15 protein-coding genes and 1 riboswitch are annotated in these 15182 nt (G+C 45.0%); of the genes, 9 read left to right on the top strand and 6 right to left on the bottom strand.

Features of this window, described 5'->3' with window-relative positions; genetic code table 11:
* The first annotated feature begins 7 nt into the window (after positions 1-7).
* The 3 genes from MKY24_RS05955 to MKY24_RS05945 all read left to right on the top strand — a co-directional run bounded on the left by MKY24_RS05955 (position 8) and on the right by MKY24_RS05945 (position 3444).
* Positions 8-433: an ImmA/IrrE family metallo-endopeptidase gene (locus MKY24_RS05955; RefSeq protein WP_076264415.1), complete on the top strand. Its 426-nt coding sequence runs from the start codon at positions 8-10 to the stop codon at positions 431-433.
* 194 nt (positions 434-627) lie between these two features.
* Positions 628-2529, top strand: a complete 1902-nt coding sequence (locus tag MKY24_RS05950; RefSeq protein WP_339201597.1) for a 5'-nucleotidase C-terminal domain-containing protein — start codon at positions 628-630, stop codon at positions 2527-2529.
* Positions 2530-2772: 243 nt separating this feature from the next.
* Complete coding sequence (locus MKY24_RS05945; protein WP_023987369.1) at positions 2773-3444, top strand: 3'-5' exonuclease; 672 nt, start codon at positions 2773-2775, stop codon at positions 3442-3444.
* Positions 3445-3484: 40 nt separating this feature from the next.
* Here MKY24_RS05945 and MKY24_RS05940 read toward each other — a convergent pair whose 3' ends face one another.
* From MKY24_RS05940 to MKY24_RS05930, 3 genes are all read right to left on the bottom strand, one after another.
* Positions 3485-4468: a WYL domain-containing protein gene (locus MKY24_RS05940; RefSeq protein WP_023987368.1), complete on the bottom strand. Its 984-nt coding sequence runs from the start codon at positions 4466-4468 to the stop codon at positions 3485-3487.
* Between the two features lie 71 nt (positions 4469-4539).
* Positions 4540-5307 carry a hypothetical protein gene (locus MKY24_RS05935; protein WP_028543153.1) on the bottom strand — a complete coding sequence of 256 codons (768 nt, stop codon included), beginning with the start codon at positions 5305-5307 and terminating at the stop codon, positions 4540-4542.
* A gap of 223 nt (positions 5308-5530) precedes the next feature.
* Positions 5531-5686 (bottom strand): hypothetical protein, encoded by a 156-nt coding sequence (locus MKY24_RS05930; protein ID WP_023987366.1) that lies wholly within the window; start codon positions 5684-5686, stop codon positions 5531-5533.
* 313 nt (positions 5687-5999) lie between these two features.
* On the opposite strand from MKY24_RS05930, the gene MKY24_RS05925 reads away from it, so the two are divergent.
* The 6 genes from MKY24_RS05925 to queF all read left to right on the top strand — a co-directional run bounded on the left by MKY24_RS05925 (position 6000) and on the right by queF (position 10379).
* Entirely contained in the window at positions 6000-6440 is a 441-nt protein-coding gene (locus MKY24_RS05925) for a hypothetical protein (RefSeq protein WP_023987365.1), read from the top strand.
* A 25-nt stretch (positions 6441-6465) separates the two neighbouring features.
* Entirely contained in the window at positions 6466-7170 is a 705-nt protein-coding gene (locus MKY24_RS05920) for an AIM24 family protein (protein ID WP_339201596.1), read from the top strand.
* Between the two features lie 79 nt (positions 7171-7249).
* Positions 7250-7293, top strand: a riboswitch (PreQ1 riboswitch).
* A gap of 134 nt (positions 7294-7427) precedes the next feature.
* A complete protein-coding gene (gene queC, locus MKY24_RS05915) occupies positions 7428-8111 on the top strand; it encodes a 7-cyano-7-deazaguanine synthase QueC (protein WP_013309109.1) in 684 nt (227 codons plus the stop codon).
* Complete coding sequence (queD, locus tag MKY24_RS05910; protein WP_339201595.1) at positions 8104-8595, top strand: 6-carboxytetrahydropterin synthase QueD; 492 nt, start codon at positions 8104-8106, stop codon at positions 8593-8595. Before queC ends, queD begins: the two co-directional genes overlap by 8 nt.
* Positions 8588-9451, top strand: coding sequence for a 7-carboxy-7-deazaguanine synthase QueE (gene queE / locus MKY24_RS05905; protein ID WP_339201594.1), 864 nt, complete (start codon positions 8588-8590; stop codon positions 9449-9451). Before queD ends, queE begins: the two co-directional genes overlap by 8 nt.
* A gap of 430 nt (positions 9452-9881) precedes the next feature.
* The gene (gene queF, locus MKY24_RS05900) at positions 9882-10379 is read left to right on the top strand and encodes a preQ(1) synthase (protein ID WP_013309106.1); all 498 of its coding nucleotides are present in this window, start codon (positions 9882-9884) and stop codon (positions 10377-10379) included.
* 112 nt (positions 10380-10491) lie between these two features.
* On the opposite strand, the gene MKY24_RS05895 is transcribed toward queF, so the two are convergent.
* From MKY24_RS05895 to bglX, 3 genes are all read right to left on the bottom strand, one after another.
* The gene (locus MKY24_RS05895) at positions 10492-11325 is read right to left on the bottom strand and encodes an AraC family transcriptional regulator (protein WP_023987362.1); all 834 of its coding nucleotides are present in this window, start codon (positions 11323-11325) and stop codon (positions 10492-10494) included.
* 215 nt (positions 11326-11540) lie between these two features.
* A complete protein-coding gene (locus MKY24_RS05890) occupies positions 11541-12920 on the bottom strand; it encodes a glycoside hydrolase family 32 protein (RefSeq protein WP_264454081.1) in 1380 nt (459 codons plus the stop codon).
* Positions 12913-15168: a beta-glucosidase BglX gene (gene bglX / locus MKY24_RS05885; protein ID WP_339201593.1), complete on the bottom strand. Its 2256-nt coding sequence runs from the start codon at positions 15166-15168 to the stop codon at positions 12913-12915. Before bglX ends, MKY24_RS05890 begins: the two co-directional genes overlap by 8 nt.
* Positions 15169-15182 lie beyond the last annotated feature (14 nt).

Below are 15182 nucleotides of genomic sequence, written 5' to 3'. Positions count from 1 at the left end.
TGAGCGTATGAACGAACTCATTCACAAACTTGTCCGAAAATACCGTACCAACTGCCCCTTCGATATTGCGAAAGCTTTGGGTATCCATATCCGATACTGCGATCTAGGCCCCACAACCAAAGGGCTGTATTACCACAAGCTGCGTAGAAGATTTATCGTTATCCACAATGGCCTCACACCCGAATGGGAACGGTTCGTCTGTGCGCATGAATTGGGACATGACCGACTGCATAAAGGCATTAGCCGCTTTTTTATGGAGGAGCACTCCTACTTTTCCCCAGGAAAATTTGAACAGCAGGCCAATCGGTTTGCCGTGCTTTTGCTGAGTGAGGGAAAACCGCCACTAGCTGACGAAACGTTGGATCACTATTTACCCCGGATCGGGCTGCCCAAAGAGACTGCCCTTTTTTTTGACCATAAATCAGAACATTAGTTCCTATTCTATAAGTTGCTGTTTATTACTTCCTCTACAATATAGGTAACTAGACGGTGGATTTAACAACCGATATCTCAAAAAATTTTAGTGCTTTGATATAAAATAGAAGTTATTTTTACAATCATCTGATAAAATGTGGTCGTAAGCGGTTTCTCTAATTCATTCATTTTATGGGAGGTTGAAGGAACAACATGAACTCATGGAAAAAACTCTCGTCGATCCTGACGACTGCCGCGCTTCTACTTGGTTGTCTCGGTACAGCAGCAGCAGACCCAGCAACCAATGTGGGAACAGCGGGAACGGCAACGGCTCCAGTCAGCGGTAAACACATCACCATCCTACATACGAACGATACCCATGCCCACGTGGTCGCGAACGACAAGGAAATGGGATTCGCCAAGCTGGCGGGTATCATTGATCAGTATCGGGCTTCCAATCCCAATACGCTGCTGCTAGATGACGGGGATACCGTTCATGGAACGACCTTCGCTACTTTGGTTAACGGCGAGAGCATTGTGAAAGTGATTAACAAGCTGCGTTATGATGCTATGGTTCCGGGTAACCACGAGTTTAATTATGGTTGGAAGCATCTTGTTGAGCTAAGTAAGGAGATTCAGTTCCCTGTGCTCAGCGCCAATATTAAACAAACAGACGGAACAAGTTTGTTCAAACCCTATGTTATTAAAGAAGTGGACGGCGTTAAAATCGGTATTATCGGTTTGACTACGCCAGAAACAGCATATAAGACTAATCCCAAAAATGTTGAGGGTATTCAATTCACCGACCCTGCGGCTGAGGCCAAAGCGGCTGTTGATGAAATCCGCAGCAAAGTAGATGTCGTTGTTGTTCTTGGTCACCTGGGGCAGGATGCGTCTAGTAAGGACACCAGCCTTAAGGTAGTTAAGGAAGTACCTGGCATTGATATTTTCATCGATGGACACAGCCATACCGTTCTGGAAAAAGGCTTGATTAGTGACAATGGTACATTGATCGCTAGCGCAGGTGAATACACCAAGTATCTGGGTGTTGTGGACTTATGGGTCGACGGCGGTAAGGTTACGCAAAAGCAAGCCAAGCTGATTGATTCGACTCAAGCAGTCGACGTTCAGCCCGACGCTGAGATTGCTGCATTGATCGCCTCCATTCAAAAGGACCAGGAACCTATTCTTAAAGAGGTTGTAACGCAAACGAGTGTGGATCTGGAAGGAGCACGCGAAAAGGTACGTGCAAGTGAAACCAATCTCGGTGACCTGCTCACCGATGCTATGCGTGATGTTTCAGGAGCAGACGTGGCTTTAACGAATGGTGGCGGCATCCGGGCTTCCATCAAGACGGGGACAGTAACCAAGGGAGACATCATCACTGTGCTGCCCTTCGGCAACCAGATCGTTACCCTGAAAGTGAAGGGCTCTGACATTCAGGCCGCACTGGAAAATGGTACAGCCTCCTATCCAGAGCCAAGCGGAGGTTTCCCACAGGTATCAGGTATCTCGTTCAAAATAGACACATCAGCAGCCAAAGGGAGCCGTGTTCATTCTATCCTGATCGGCGGAAAGACACTTGATCCTGAGGCAACATACACACTGGCCACCAATGATTTTACTGCCGTAGGTGGTGACCAATATACGATGTTCGCTAAATATCCACAGGCAGGGATGTTCGGCTCGCTTGACGAAGCGTTAATTCGCTACATGCAAAAGGTGGGCTCCGCTAGCCTGCAAGTACAAGCGGACGGTCGCATTCAAGAAGCCAAGGCTGACGGTAAAACTTCTGTCCCTGCCACACAAGCTGCGCCATCTGCTTCAACGGCAACACCCGCACCTGTGCAGGAAAAGCCGCAATCCGTACCTACACCGGCTGCGAAACCAGCACCCGCAAAACCGGCACCGGCAAAGTCTCAAACAGCCAAGCCACAGCAGACATCCGCTTCTGCACAAGTTACAAATAGCCATGTATATGTTGTGAAATCCGGGGATACGCTGTATGACATTTCCCGCAAACATGGTACCACCTGGCAACAGCTTCAGCAGTTGAATAAGTTGAAGAATCCTCACCGCATTTATCCGGGACAAAAGTTAGACCTCCCGGCCTAATTCAATAGCTAGCAAAAACAGCGTCCGGAATCCTAGTGGTTTCGGATGCTGCTGTATGTCAGGCGTTTTTAGATATGCGATAGTCCAAGCTCATTTGGACATCGCATATTTTTTTTAAAAGCAAACCTTTTAACCGCTGACAAGTTGTGAACCGAGAGGTATGATGGAGAAGAGTCATTCGGGCAGAGAACATTCGTCCCGATACCCATCGGGATCAGTTATATGTGTGGAAGGAGTCCAGAAATGCAATACATTATTTACGATCTTGAATTTACCGTTAGCCGTAACGCCAGATATTCCTCCGAAATCATTGATATCGGTGCCGTCAAAGTTGTTCAGGGAGACGATGGCCTATACGTTGCGGATACGTTTCACAGTTTTGTAAGACCCTCGAATCGGCCTGTACTCTCTACAGATACCGTTCAGTTCACGGGTATTACTCAACGAGACATTGATGCCGCCCCACTATTCCCTGAAGCTGTGAAGCAATTCATAGCCTGGCTCGGTACGGATTCCCCTTATTATTTATGCGCATGGGGCCCGGATGACCGTCAGAAGCTGGTATCCCATTGTCGTACCCATCATGTAGATCTCGGATGGATTCATAATACAAATGATATACAGAAGCAGATTTCTCGTCTGTTTAGTTCCAATGGAAAGTACCGTCAGTTGAGCCTGTCTCAGGCGCTGGAATTGTGCAACATTGACTTTGACGGTCAACAACACCGGGCACTGGATGATGCCGTGAACACCGCGCAGGTTTTCATGTACCATTTTGATCGTATTACATTAGTTCATAATGCTGCTGACGATGAGGAAAGCCGCGGCTCGAAGCTCGTCTACTCCTCACCAGAAGAAGAACAGGAGCAGTACAGTCCTTTTGGCAATCTCGCCAACCTGTTTAAAGACCGTTAAACGGATAGCTCCCCGGCCCGTTCCGGGGGATCTCCCCCTGTTATTCTTGATTTCCTGCCTTTTTATCGAAATAGAATGCCCCCCAGGTCCGCAGCATTTCTTGCATTCGTTTGCGGTACCGTAAAGGCTCCAGGATCTCGGCCTCAGCTCCATAGGAAGTGAGCCAATCCAAAAATTCACGGTCATGATTGACCGTCACCTCAAACAACAAACTTCCATCCGGCAAATCCTTAAGAAAAGGCTTGATGAACAGCTCCTCTTCTTTGACCCGATATACAGACTCGGCAGAAAAACGTACCACAAACCGGATATTCTGATTTCCTTTGGTCACCGACCAGGTCCCTTTAAAAAACATTTCCATTTCAGTTGTATTTTTTTGAAACGTATACGGCAAAATTCTCATGTTCCGAAAGCGGCTGATCCGAAAGGTTCTCATAGCGGAGTGCTTGTGACAAAAACCAAGCATATAGAATCGCCGATCCTGCGGAACCAAACAATAAGGATCTACCTGAACTAGGGATACATTTTCATTTTGAGGCGAGCTGTATTCCGCTTCAATCGTCTGCTGCGTAAGACTCGCCAAAACAATCAGCCTGAGCAGATAGGGCTGGTTTTCCCGATCAAGTGTCGAGCCGAGCCGGATGATATTTTTCATTTCCTGCGCGAAGCTCGTCTGGTCCATCTTTTTTTTCTGACTAGAGGCCATCACTTTCTCATAAGCACTTTCAAAAGCTGGCGGTAAAAGAGGCTTTACCGTTTCCATAATTTCTCCCAGCTTGGTAAAAGCCTCTACCTCTTCTTCCGTCCAATTCAGAGGATACAAAGCAAAATTACTAATAAAAATGTACCCTTTTCCATGCCCCATATTCGTAATCGGAATATGCATAGCGCTTAACGCCTCCATATCCCGGTATATAGTACGTTCTGATGTTTCACAACGTTCGGCAAGCTCTCTTGCCAATATCCCCGGATTTGCCTGAACAATAGTAATAATCCGCATTAAACGTATCAACCGATCAGTCAAGGAAGTCTCTCCTTTACAAAAAGATAGTAAATTAGACTCACTATATTACACAAATAAACTAGCATAATTGCCTATCTTAAAATATCATTTTCAGTAAAATGAACATCTCCTACCGATATTGCTTTATTAAAAATGACCTTAGAACTATACGCTGTGAATGAGACAAAAGTACCACTCCATTTATTGCGTATGGCCAGAATTAACTCGGCTTCCTGCAGGTAGTCCATGTCATCGCTTCTTGCTGCACGTATAAGTAATTCATCTGCTTGTCTGGTAAGGATGAACGCCCCTCGCTCATATTCCCCTTTCTCGTACATACGCAATGCTTTTTTTACAATAGGGGACGTCTCATTCAGCTTTATGTATTTTTCCACCTTCGGGTTGGATGGAATGCTCAGCAGACCAAGATGATGCGTGAAATGGATATAGAGCTGGTCTGTCCGGATCAGCGTTCGCTTTTCCTGCGATGGCTTGCGCCAGCTCCACTCCATCATTCCAATCGTATGTCTTCCGGACGAGTGAGCCGGTATAGAAAACGTTAAAATAGCCTGTCTATATTTTCCCCGCCGTACATCACCACAGTGAACAAACATGCTATCTCCGTTTTCTGAGCGTTTAAAACCGAGCCTCACCCCTTCAGCTTTTAATAGACTTACCCCGTTTTCTGGAATGAACTGGAGTTGAAGGTCACATCCCGCTGCTTTCGGTATTAGATTTCCTTTTCTTTTACGTATAGCTCCATAGCCCCATTCTATCAGTAGATTTACTTGTTTGGACCCATTCGCAGATATAGACTCTTTGTCCCATGTGCACGTTACATTGAGCATTGACTTCACCACTGGTAAATTCCCCCTAAAAGAACATGTAACTCTAAATTAACAGTGTTATCTGACACTATATTGTCAGGGAACGTATGTTTGATTGTGAAAATTATACATGGGAATCTTTATGAAGGGGGACCTAGTTTGGTAAATAACATTTTAAACCATTTTAATTACATAAATGCGCAAAAATAGCCCGGCATATGCCGGGCTATATTATAGTCTACTTCTATATTTATACTTATGAGATTGTAGTTTCTGTTAAAGAAACTTTCGTTTTTGTGCAAATATCAGATATAGGAGCAAAAGTAGTGCTATCTACAACGAGATCCTTTGATAACGGCTTTCCATTTACAGTGATTTTTAAAGTTTTATAGTTTTGTTCTCTCTCATTCATCTTGCAAAATCTCCTTCTATATCAATTTTTAATATATTTCAGTTCATATATTCAACTTAAGCCCTGATCAGGTGCGGATCGTTCTTTACTCGTATGCTGGAAAAAATGCCGGAATGTTGCCGCTTCCTTGATATACCCGTTTTAAGGTACACTTAAACTAATATATCGACTTTTTTTGAGAACATTTTCTCCGTATTTGTCGTCCATTTATTCTAAAATCTGCATCCGAATCGTTATATTATACGTAACCATGTCATATGGGTAATGATCCGTATCACCTAACATCTTGGTTTATCAAAAGGGGGAACATCTCTTGGCACGACCAACTTGTCGTTTTGCTTTGTACCGCCGCATTGTCTGCGCTGCTATAGCACTTTTGTTTATTTTTGGGATAACTCGTGTACCCGAAGTACATGCTGCTTATTGGGATGATGTGTACCAAGGCTTCGAGCAATTTTCGCGGTTGCCCGGTGATGTGTATCAGCTCAAGGAAAGCTACCGACAAACACAGGAGGATCTGGAGAAGGCCCGTAACAGCTTAGAAGCCTATCAAGAGCAAAACGCCCAATTACTGGAGCAAAACCGCAAGCTGACTGACACTGTCACAGAATTAAAAAATCTTCAAACCCAGCGCGATCAGGCTTCACACCGAAATAAAATGCTCATCATCACAGCTATAATTCTGCTGGCCGGTTATTTTATCGGTATCCGACTGTTGCGTTACGGGATGCGTCGACGTTCGGGAAGATACTAACTGTCTGAAAGGATGAAAGGTCTGAATGGACATACAAGCAGGACAACACCATGATGAAAGCGTCGGTTCGGTCGTAACGCTCGATCTGGCGGAAGGAGAAAAGCTGCATGTTCTGCATCCGCAGCAAATCATCGCATACCGCGGACCCAGCTCAGGCCGTAATGATAAACTGATGAATATTAAGGGCATGTATCGCAAACACAAACTGATTCAAGCCGATTTCACAGGAGCTTGTCGCCTAATTGCCGCACTTCCGCCTGGCTTTAGTCTAAAAATGATTAAGCTTGAAGGGAGCGATGATCTGTTATACGATTTTCGCAACCTGTTCTGGTACAGCTCCGGTATCCAAATGCGTACCAAGCTGCTAAGCATGAAAAACATGTTGTTTAGCCGCGATGTTATAAAAATGAAATTCGATGGTGTTGGTCAAATCGGTCTTTTGACGCAGGGATTGGTATGTCAAGAACAGCTTCATCCCACAGAGCCGATATATGTGGATGCAAGCAGCGTCATTGCCTATCCCGAAAACGCTAAACTAGAGTTGACCGTGTACGGCAACCATCTGGCCAGCCAGCATATGAACTATCATTTTAAAATGACCGGACAGGGTACCGTACTATTTCATGCTGGGGAACATCATCGGCGGCTTCAACAGGATATGAACGACGATGGCGTGATCAAGCGATTTTTACGGGAAGTCATTCCATTTGGTGGAGTGTTTATCAAATAGCCCTGCCATGCTATAATGACAATGCTATAGCCGTCTGTCCTCATGGCAGATACTAATGGAGAAAATCCATGCGTCATGCATGGGAGAGGTTCGCGAACTCCCTCTATAAAAAACTAACGATGCTTTGTCCTCCGCAAGAAAAATGAATTCGCGGGGCAAGGCCTGTTTTTTGTTGAAGTCGGTTCAAGAACTCTCCTTCTTCCAAGTGACAAGACTCCATGTCTTGCACCATTCCAAGAAGATCGAGAGGTTTTTTTATGTTTGCAAACGAAAAAGCAGTCGTCGTATTCAGCGGCGGCCAAGACAGCACAACCTGTTTATTCTGGGCAAAAAAACATTTTGCTGAAGTAGAAACCGTGACGTTCGATTACGGTCAACGCCACAAGCAGGAAATCGAAGTAGCCGCTGGAATTGCCCGCGAGCTGGGTGTTCCGCAAACGGTACTGGATATGAGCCTGCTTAATCAACTAGCCCCTAATGCCCTCACACGCACCGACATTGACATTACTCAACAGGAAGGCGAACTGCCTAGCACCTTTGTAGACGGTCGCAACCTACTGTTCCTGAGCTTCGCGGGAGTTCTCGCCAAGCAAAAAGGAGCGCGCCACTTGATTACAGGCGTTTGTGAGACGGATTTCAGCGGCTATCCCGATTGCCGGGATTCCTTTATCAAATCGCTGAACGTCACACTGAACCTTTCGATGGACTATCCCTTTGTGATTCATACCCCGCTCATGTGGTTGAACAAGGCCGAAACCTGGCACATGGCCGATGAGCTGAAAGCTTTTGAATTTGTAAGAACACGTACACTAACGTGCTATAACGGCGTCATTGGCGACGGCTGTGGCGAATGCCCTGCTTGCAAACTTCGCCGTGCTGGACTCGAGCAGTATCTCGCGGTGCGCGGTGCTTCATCCCAAGGAGTTGAAGGTCATGCGTGAGCCAGGTACCTTTCGCATTGTCGATAAGCTCCAGCAGTTCGGGACAGACATTGAGCACTCTCAGCTGCGTTATCACCACAAACGTGTACTAGTCAGCAAACAATTTACATTCGATGCAGCACATCATTTGCACTGCTACGAAGGCAAATGCAAAAATCTGCACGGACATACCTATATCGTCGTGTTTGGCATAAGCGGTATACCGGGCGAAACGGGTCTAACGCTGGATTTTGGTGACATCAAAACGATCTGGAAAGAGCGGCTTGAGCCTTTTCTGGACCATCGTTACTTGAATGAGACGCTTCCTCCAATGAATACAACGGCGGAAAATATGGTCGTCTGGATCTTTGAACAAATGGAGTCAGCCTTGACCTCGGATGCATACTGCAACCGTGTCGCAGGTGGACGTACCGAGTTTGTACGGTTGTTCGAGACACCTACCAGCTACGCCGAGTTCCGACGGGAGTGGATGCTCGATGAGTAATACCGTGACGACTCACCAACCCATGACAGCCTCCCACGGCACCAAACTAGCCCCTATTCCCGTACTAGAGGTGTTTGGTCCTACCGTTCAGGGCGAAGGTATGGTCATTGGTCGTAAAACGATGTTTGTTCGCACCGCAGGCTGCGATTACCATTGCTCGTGGTGCGACTCCGCCTTTACCTGGGACGGCAGCGCCAAGGACCAGATCCGTCGTCTGAGTGCCACTGACATTTGGCAGGAGCTGAAGGCCATCGGTGGCGAACGGTTTTCGCATGTGACCCTTTCTGGAGGCAATCCTGCCCTGCTACCGCAGCTCGGGGAGCTAATTACCCTGCTGCGCAGTCAAGGCATTGCCACCGCTGTCGAAACACAAGGCTCCCGTTGGCAGGAATGGCTGTACGATATCGATGAGGTAACCCTATCCCCGAAGCCGCCCAGCTCTGGTATGACGACCAACTGGGACGTGCTGGATGATATCGTCGCCCGTCTATCGAACCGGAAGATGGCTAGTGAGTCCCGAGCTACGTCCAACGTCCCAACCGCACCAAGCTTGAAGGAACCCGCTAATGAATCTGCGCGGCTCTATACCGGAGCTTGCAGCTTGAAGGTCGTCATCTTCGATGACACCGATCTTGCCTATGCCCGCATCGTTCACGAGCGCTATCCACACGTACCGCTGTTCCTCCAGACGGGTAATCCAGATGTGAACACGGAGAACACCGGACAGATTGCGGAGTCCCTACTCCATCGTTATGAATGGCTTATCGACCGTGTCATGGACGATTCCCGACTAAACGACGTAAGAGTACTCCCGCAGCTCCACACCCTCGTATGGGGCAATAAACGCGGCGTATAACACTTATATGTAATATATTCCGTATGAGCTGTATGTGATACACAAGATACACCAAATTAGTCGAAGTACACCCTCGACACCCAAGTTACAAAACAAGAGAAACCCTCGTCCGTAAGGACGGGGTTTCTCATAAAATAACGCTCCTTTCATATAGGAGCGAGCACTATTCACTTCTGCCCCAACCAATATGTAAACGGGTAGGACTTTATGGTGTTGACGGCGGTCGGCAGCGAAACGGAGGATTTGAATCTGTAGAAGCGTTAGCGTTCGCCTTTGAAATGGGATTCTAACCTATATCTTTCACCTTATCAGAAAGAATCCCATTTCAACAGCGATCGGAAGATCAAATCATTCGCGGAGCGACCTCCCCACCACCATAACTCCCTATCTCGTTTACCAAACCAAACCAAACTTAAGGAGCCTCATCCATATGACCGGAAGAACACCCGAAGAAATGACCGACGTTACCCTGCTTGGCAATCAAGGTACACAATACACGTTTGCCTATGATCCCGCCATTCTCGAAAGCTTTGATAATAAACATCCGTATCGGGATTATTTTGTAAAGTTCAATTGCCCGGAGTTCACCAGCCTGTGCCCGATTACAGGACAGCCTGATTTTGCAACCATCTACATCAGCTACATTCCCGATATTAAAATGGTAGAAAGCAAGTCCCTTAAGCTGTACCTGTTCAGCTTCCGTAACCACGGCGATTTCCATGAAGACTGCGTCAATATCATCATGAATGACTTGATTAAGCTGATGGACCCTCGCTACATTGAAGTATGGGGCAAATTCACACCACGCGGCGGCATCTCTATCGACCCTTACACCAACTACGGCAAGCCAGGAACGAAGTACGAACAGATAGCGGAGCACCGCATGATGAACCATGATATGTACCCGGAAAAGATCGATAACCGTTAAGCTAATAACTCTTCTGACATAGCGTAAATATCAAGGGGTTGTCCTAAAGTCATCAAATGACAAGGGACAGCCCCTTGGTTGTACTGAAAGGATGCTGTGCATGCTCGTGGCGTTACACATCCAGATCAAATCTTGATTTTTTATATTCATACGGTGTTTTACCCATAACTTCTCTAAAAGCTTTTCTGAAAGATTTCTCGTTTGGAAACCCCACCTCGTAAGAAATTTCTGTAAGTGACTTATTGGTTGAATCCAGTAAATCGATCGCCTTCTCCAAACAAAGAATTTGCTTGTATTCGGTAAACGTCTGGCCTGTATATTCATGAAACATTCGCGACAAATAAGCCTCCGAATAACCGCAGATACGGGCCGTTTTGGCCAGGCTAATATTTTCAGTATAATGCTCTTTAATAAAGTCCATGATTGTCTTTATCTTTCGTTGCTTTTCACTAAATACTTCCGGTGGAATGTCTGTTGCCTGACTAAAATGATTGACAAGCAAATATTTCAGTTCAATAATTCGGCTTTGCTCTAAAATGTAGTCGTATTTGCTTTTGGAAATATGTAGATCATATATATCCATAAACAATCCTCTTAATTTAGAGATTATAGTATCTTCAACTTGTTTCTCTTGCGTGTTTAACTGTATGATTACTTGTTCATTGGCAAAGAAAGTGTCTGGAAATTGCAGCACAATGACTTGGTTCTCCGTAATGCTCTGCGTGGAATGCGGGACATTGCTGTTAATGAATAGCGCATCCTTTTCCATCAAAATAGTTATTTTTCCTTCATGCCACACCTTTAGACTTCCACTTGTACAGTAGATCAACTCCATATTGCTGTGAAAATGCATAGGAATGACTCTTTCTGTATCTCTGGATTGGAACATAAAAAGGTTAATCATTTTTTTTCTGTCTATTTCGATATGTTCATATATTTTTTTCATCACTACACCTCATCAGCCAGCCATGAGTGATCCATCTGTATTCTATATTAAGCAATAAACTCTTATACTAATACTCATACTATACCGATAGTAAAATGCCCGGACAAGCAGAATCTATTCAACGGACCAAAATAAAAAAGAAGGCAGTTCTTCCCGTAAACGGGATAATGAACAGCCTTCCTTAGCCTACTTGCAACTCGGCAAGCAAAAAAATGTTAACCTACACATTCCTGCAACTGATACATTCTAACTTCACCTACATTGTCTCCTGCCTCAAGCAATACATTGCGTTGGTCTGCATCTTCTATGAAATAACGCAGGGAAAACACTTCTTCACCCTCGTTAACAAATATTTCCAAGCTTGAGCTTTCAATGAATATTTGCATTTCTGCAAGCTTATTATTTAATGTTGCTTTTCTGTACTCCCTCTCGCCAGTCAACCAGTTTGTTCTCCAAACTGTCAGACTATTTTGTTCCCAATCATAGTCAAATTGCACAGCATCCCTGATGATCATTTTAAAGTTTTCTGTGAGTAAGGAAAAATGAACAATGAGCTCCGTTTGTGTAGAAGGCAGTAACCACTCACTGTTATTTTGAATTTCCCCTTTGTAATGCATGTCATCCAGTCTTAACAATTGTAATTCCGGCAATGGTTTCTGGTACAACACACCGTTCATCAATACCACTTCTCTAGGAAGAGTCAATGCATGAATCCAGCCCTCCTGAATGGTCGGGACAGCCCTCTCCGCTTCTTCATTCATGGCGCTCATCCATCCGAACATAATGGTTCTGTCATTAACCTTAAATGATTGTGGCGCGTAAAAATCAAATCCTCGATCAAGCTCTTTAAAATCGGAAAGGTTGCCGTTAAATTTGCCTGTATTCGATAATTTGCCAACAATATAACCCGATTGATTAGGATTTTTATAATATTCGCCTCTCTCCGGTAAACCCTGAGGAGAGAAAACAAAAACATCATTTTCGGCAAAATGAAGTACATCTGGACATTCCCACATATATCCAAATTGATGATCGTGATCAACAAATGATCCTTGGCATTCCCATTCGGACAAATTTTTAGATTTGTAGATAAGCGTATTTCCAGTCAAATCTTCTCTCTGAGCACCAACAATCAACCACCAGTTCCCGTGTTGGTCTCTCCATACTTTCGGATCTCGAACATGTCGGGTATAACCTTTGGGGTGCTCAAACAAGGGACCTATTTTTTGGAAATACTCGCCATCCTCCGAAATCGCGGCGCATTGATAGCTTTCTTTTACTCCATCATCTCGGATTACATTTCCTGTATAAAACAGATACAGCTTTTCATTATGAACAATGCCTCCGCCCGAATAAATGCCATCCTTGTCATACCATTCTGAAGGCTCCAGCGCGACACTTTTCCTTTGCCAGTGCACCAGATCGCTAGAAACAACATGGCCCCAGCATTTATTTTTATGCTCCGTTCCTTTTGGATTCCACTGATAGAACACATGATATTGATGATTGAAATAGGCAAGCCCATTAGGGTCATTGAGCAAACCGTAAGGAGGAGTAATATGATATTTAAGGTTATACGCGTCGCTTTTATTCATGCTCATCCTCCGGTAAAAAAACAAAACTAAAACTCAGCAAAATTTCCTGCGAGCTTGACCCGATATAAATATCAAATTCGCCGGGTTCACTTTTGTATTGCATTTCACGATCATAAAATTTAAGCATCTCTTCATGAATTGAAAATTCGACATTTTGGGTCTCGCCACTTTGCAAAAAAACTTTTTTAAAGTCTTTTAATTCTTTCACTGGTCTTGCAACACTTGCAAATTTATCGCGAATATATAATTGGATCGTTTCCTTTCCATCATAAATTCCAGTGTTGGTGACAGAAATACAGATATCAACTGACTCATTTTTTTTCATTTCTTTTTGGCTAACTGTTAATAGGCTGTATTCAAATGAGGTATAGGATTTACCATAGCCAAACGGATACAAGGGTTCATTCACTTCATCAATATATCGGGATGCAAACCGATAAGAACCATTTTCCTTTAAATTTGGTCTTCCTGTATTCAACTCATTGTAGGATATCGGAATTTGTCCAACGCTTCGTGGAAAGGTCATGGCTAATTTCCCCGATGGATTGACTTCCCCATACAGTATATTGGCCAGTGCTTCTCCGCCCATCGTTCCTGGATACCAGGCTTGGACAATAGCGTCAACTTTTCCGGCTACTTCGGTAAGAATCAAAGGTCTTCCGCTATAAACGATCAGAACCATCTTTTTGCCCAGTAAACTTAATTCATGGAGCAGTTTCATTTGCGGCTTAGGAAGCGTCGGGTTCGTTCGCGATCCCCCTTCTCCGCTCTGATAAATACTTTCTCCCAAGGCGAGTACAATGACATCCGCTTCGTTAGCATTCCGGATCGCTTCGTGCAGCAGGGCCTCCTCATCGACTGTTTCAGCAGCCAGCTTGTCCGCATATTTGCCTAGGGCTTCTCTCGCATTAGCGGGGAGCATATACGCCCCTTTGCAAACCGAGAGATTGCCGGGATCAACATGCTTTAATAATCCCATTTTCAAATTGACGGTATCCGCCTCATCCCCCTTAATGGCCCACATGCCCAGGGTAGAGTTTTCATCTGCGTAAGGGCCGATTAAAGCTACTTTGGTATGTTTAGACAATGGCAGTAGTTGATTTTCATTTTTCAGCAAGACTACGGATTCTTCAGCCAAGGACAGCGCGGCTTTTTTATGTTCATCTGACAGAATACTGTTTCTCGACCGCTGAACGGTTTCCTGTAATCCGCGGAACGGGTCCTCAAAAAGCCCCAAATCATTTTTTAGCTTTAAAACACGGTATACAGCCTCATTCAAAAGCTCCAGCATATGCTCGTCATCCGATACTACTTTCTCCAATTGATTGGCATATATCGCTGTCTTCATATCCACATCAACACCAGCCAATAACGAAATCCTTGCGGCTGAAGCCTCGTCTTCAGCATAACCGTGCATGATCAGTTCTTCTATAGCGGCGTAATCCGAGATCAACACACCATTAAAGTTCATTTCTCGTCTTAGCACGTCGCGGTTAAGCCACTCGTTTCCTGTCGCAGGGACGCCGTTCAAGGTATTAAAGGCCGTCATAACAAGCTTTGCCCCCGCCTCGATTGCAGCTTGATACCCTGGCAAATAATATTCTCGCAGCGTATGCTCCGACATATCCACGGCGTTATACTCACGTCCAGCGACAGGTGCCCCATAAGCGGCAAAATGCTTGACGCAAGCGGCAATTTTATTGGCTGGTATGATCCCTTCCAAGTTTCTTCCCTGTATCCCCTGAACCATGCTTTCAGCGTATTTCTTCGCTAGCAAAGTATCCTCTCCAGGCGATTCCATCACCCGCCCCCAACGGGGATCTCTAACGATATCTACCATGGGGGAAAAGGTCACGTGAACACCTTCGTCGTAACATTCCTGGGCAGCAATCGAACCCGCATATTCTATTCCCTCATAATTCCAACTACATGCTTGTGCAATCGGAATCGGGAAGATAGTTCGATACCCATAGATAATATCTGCCATGAACAGCAGCGGAATTTTATGAATCGATTTTTCTAAATAATCCGTTTGCAACTGGATAATTTTTTCTGGGTTAGTGATGTTCAATATCGATCCTGTGTTATATATATTGTAGCCGGCGTTTAACCCTAATTTTTTTAAAGGCCCCGTCACAACAGTGTCTATATCCCCTTCAAAAAAATCACCGGTCAGTTGGATGAGCTGGCCTATTTTCTCTTCTATTGAAAGGCTGTCCAATTTCTTAAGTAGTGTGTTGTTGTCCATGATTCTCCCCACAT

The organism is Paenibacillus sp. FSL P2-0322 (assembly GCF_037975315.1).
Lineage (GTDB): Bacteria > Bacillota > Bacilli > Paenibacillales > Paenibacillaceae > Paenibacillus > Paenibacillus polymyxa_B.
This window is presented reverse-complemented; position numbering and strand designations above follow the sequence as displayed.

Bases quoted from the DNA above. Each gene is read 5' to 3' on its own strand.
- MKY24_RS05955 (WP_076264415.1), top strand. From the start codon at position 8: ATGAACGAACTCATTCACAAACTTGTCCGAAAATACCGTACCAACTGC.
- MKY24_RS05950 (WP_339201597.1), top strand. From the start codon at position 628: ATGAACTCATGGAAAAAACTCTCGTCGATCCTGACGACTGCCGCGCTT.
- MKY24_RS05945 (WP_023987369.1), top strand. From the start codon at position 2,773: ATGCAATACATTATTTACGATCTTGAATTTACCGTTAGCCGTAACGCC.
- MKY24_RS05930 (WP_023987366.1), bottom strand. From the start codon at position 5,686: ATGAATGAGAGAGAACAAAACTATAAAACTTTAAAAATCACTGTAAAT.
- MKY24_RS05920 (WP_339201596.1), top strand. From the start codon at position 6,466: ATGGACATACAAGCAGGACAACACCATGATGAAAGCGTCGGTTCGGTC.
- queC (WP_013309109.1), top strand. From the start codon at position 7,428: ATGTTTGCAAACGAAAAAGCAGTCGTCGTATTCAGCGGCGGCCAAGAC.
- queD (WP_339201595.1), top strand. From the start codon at position 8,104: ATGCGTGAGCCAGGTACCTTTCGCATTGTCGATAAGCTCCAGCAGTTC.
- queE (WP_339201594.1), top strand. From the start codon at position 8,588: ATGAGTAATACCGTGACGACTCACCAACCCATGACAGCCTCCCACGGC.
- queF (WP_013309106.1), top strand. From the start codon at position 9,882: ATGACCGGAAGAACACCCGAAGAAATGACCGACGTTACCCTGCTTGGC.
- MKY24_RS05895 (WP_023987362.1), bottom strand. From the start codon at position 11,325: ATGAAAAAAATATATGAACATATCGAAATAGACAGAAAAAAAATGATT.
- MKY24_RS05890 (WP_264454081.1), bottom strand. From the start codon at position 12,920: ATGAATAAAAGCGACGCGTATAACCTTAAATATCATATTACTCCTCCT.
- bglX (WP_339201593.1), bottom strand. From the start codon at position 15,168: ATGGACAACAACACACTACTTAAGAAATTGGACAGCCTTTCAATAGAA.